The organism is Streptomyces xingningensis, from assembly GCF_054957865.1.
In genome coordinates this window covers 1-2,411 of the sequence record NZ_JBDJPF010000149.1, presented here as the reverse complement: position 1 = coordinate 2,411, position 2,411 = coordinate 1, and the positions used below count along the sequence as shown (strand labels likewise).

2 protein-coding genes are annotated in these 2,411 nt (G+C 69.4%); both read right to left on the bottom strand.

Translation table 11 applies throughout. The features are described 5' to 3' along the window. Positions 1-1,756, bottom strand: a 1,756-nt coding sequence (locus ABCR83_RS32540; RefSeq protein ID WP_462698867.1) for a type I polyketide synthase, incomplete at its 3' end; no start/stop codon positions are given. A 41-nt stretch (positions 1,757-1,797) separates the two neighbouring features. Then, positions 1,798-2,411 (bottom strand): acyl carrier protein (locus ABCR83_RS32535; protein ID WP_462698866.1); only part of this gene is annotated, 614 nt, incomplete at its 5' end.

Here is a 2,411-nt window from a genome sequence, read left to right as displayed (position 1 = left end):
TACCCACCCGCTGACCACCCTGCCCACTGAACAACCACACCACCTTGCCCGGGACTACAGCCCCGGAATCACCACACACAACCCCGGAATGCACACCCCCACCAGCCAACGCCCGTGCAGCCGCAACCAATTCAGCACGACCCTCCCCCAACAACACCGCCCGACGCTCAAACACCGCACGCGACTTCACCAACGACCAGCCCACTTCGGCCGGAGTCAGGCCGGGGTCGGCCTCGACATGATCGGCGAGACGACGGGCCTGTTCACGCAGAGCCTCCGGGCTACGGGCCGACACCACCCACGGCACCGGACCGGCCATGGGCTCGGAGACGGCGTCGGCCTCGGAAGCTTCCGACGGCGCCTGCTCCAGGATGACGTGGGCGTTGGTGCCACTGATCCCGAAGCCGGACACGCCTGCTCGGCGCGGATGGCCCGTCTCCGGCCACCCGACGGGCTCGGTGAGCAGACGCAGCCCGCCCGACTCCCAGTCCACGTGCGGGGTGGGCCGGTCCACATGGAGGGTGGCCGGGAGGGTGCCGTGCCGCATCGCCATGAGCATCTTGATCACGCCCGCGACTCCGGCAGCCGCCTGGGTGTGGCCGATGTTGGACTTGACCGAACCGAGCCACAGCGGCCGACCCTCGGGCCGGTCCCTGCCATACGTGGCCAGCAGGGCGTTGGCCTCGATCGGGTCACCAAGGGTCGTACCGGTACCGTGCGCTTCGACCACGTCCACTTCGGCCGCCGTGACGCGGGCGTTCTCCAGCGCGTGCCGGATCACCCGCTCCTGCGCCACATCGCTGGGCGCGGTCAGGCCGTTGCTGGCGCCGTCCTGGTTGACGGCCGAGCCACGGACGAGGGCGAGCACCTGGTGTCCATTGCGCCGAGCGTCGGAGAGCCGCTCCAACAACACCAGCCCAACACCCTCCGAGAAACCCGTACCGTCGGCGGCCGCCGCGAAGGCCTTGCAACGGCCGTCCGGCGCCAGGCCTCGCTGCCGTGAGAACTCCACGAACGCGGTCGGCGTGGCCAGTACGGTGACCCCGCCGGCCAGCGCGAGCGAGCAGTCGCCCTGGCGCAGCGCCTGGCCGGCCAGATGGATCGCCACCAGCGACGCCGAACACGCGGTGTCCACCGTCACCGCGGGCCCTTCCAGGCCGAATGTGTACGCCACGCGGCCGGAGATCACACCGGAGAGGGTGCCCGTGGTGGCGTACCCCTCGATCTCCTCGGGCATTCGCGACCCGGACATGTAGTCCTGGCTGGATATGCCCGCATACACGCCGGTGAGGCTGCCCTTGAGCAACGTCGGGTCGATTCCCGCCCGTTCGAACAGTTCCCAGGATGCCTCCAGCAGGACCCGTTGCTGTGGGTCGGCGGCCAGTGCCTCCCGGGGGTTGATCCCGAAGAACCCGGCATCGAACCGGGTGGCCTCCCGCAGGAACCCGCCCTCGCGGACGTAACTGGTGCTGCTGTGGCCCGGGTCGGGGTGGTGAAGGCCGTCCAGGTCCCAGCCGCGGTCGTCGGGGAACGGTTCGATCGCGTCCTTGCCGGAGGCAACCAGCTCCCACAGCTCCTCGGGGCTGTTCACCCCGCCGGGGAACCGGCAGGCCATGCTCACCACGGCGATGGGTTCCCGCTGCTGCTCCTCCACCTCCCGCAGGCGCTGACGGGTTCGTCCGAGATCCGCCGTCACCCGCTTCAGATACTGGCGAAGCTTGTCCTCCGTACCACCCGAAGCATTCGATCCAGCCATCACACCCGGCCTGCTACCCGACATGCGGTCCTCGTTCCTGATCAAGAAGGCAGTTCCCGGTCGATCAATTCGAAGAGCTCATCGTCAGACGCGGACTCCAGGACGTCGTCGTCCATGGCCTCGCCGCTGTCGCCCGTACTGTCGCCACCCAGCCGCCACAGCAGGGTCTCCAGGCGCTTCATCAGTCGGCCGCGCGTGTCATCATCGGGAGCGATTCCGGTCAACGCCGCTTCCAGCCGCTCGAGTTCGCCGAACGCGGGCGCCGCCGGGTCGGCCGCTGCCGGGCTCAGCTGTTCGCGCAGGTCCTCGGCGATGGCGGAGGGGGTGGGGTGCCGGAAGATGAACGTGGCGGGCAGCCGGAGCCCGGTGGCGGCGGCCAAGCGGTTGCGCAGCTCCACTGCGGTGAGCGAGTCGAAGCCCAACTCCTTGAATGGAACGTCGGTATGGACGGCGCCGACGTCGGTGTGCCCCAGGACCACGGCCGCGTTGACACACACCAGCTCCAGCAGGGCGCGATGCTGCTCCTCCGGTGACAATGTCGCAAGACGGCCGGCCCAGTCCGTCTGCGGCTGCTCGGCGGCAGCGGGACGGATCGGCCCGCCGCTTGTGAGGTTTCGTAGGAGGGCGGGGAAGGTGGACGAGGGCTGGCTGTTGA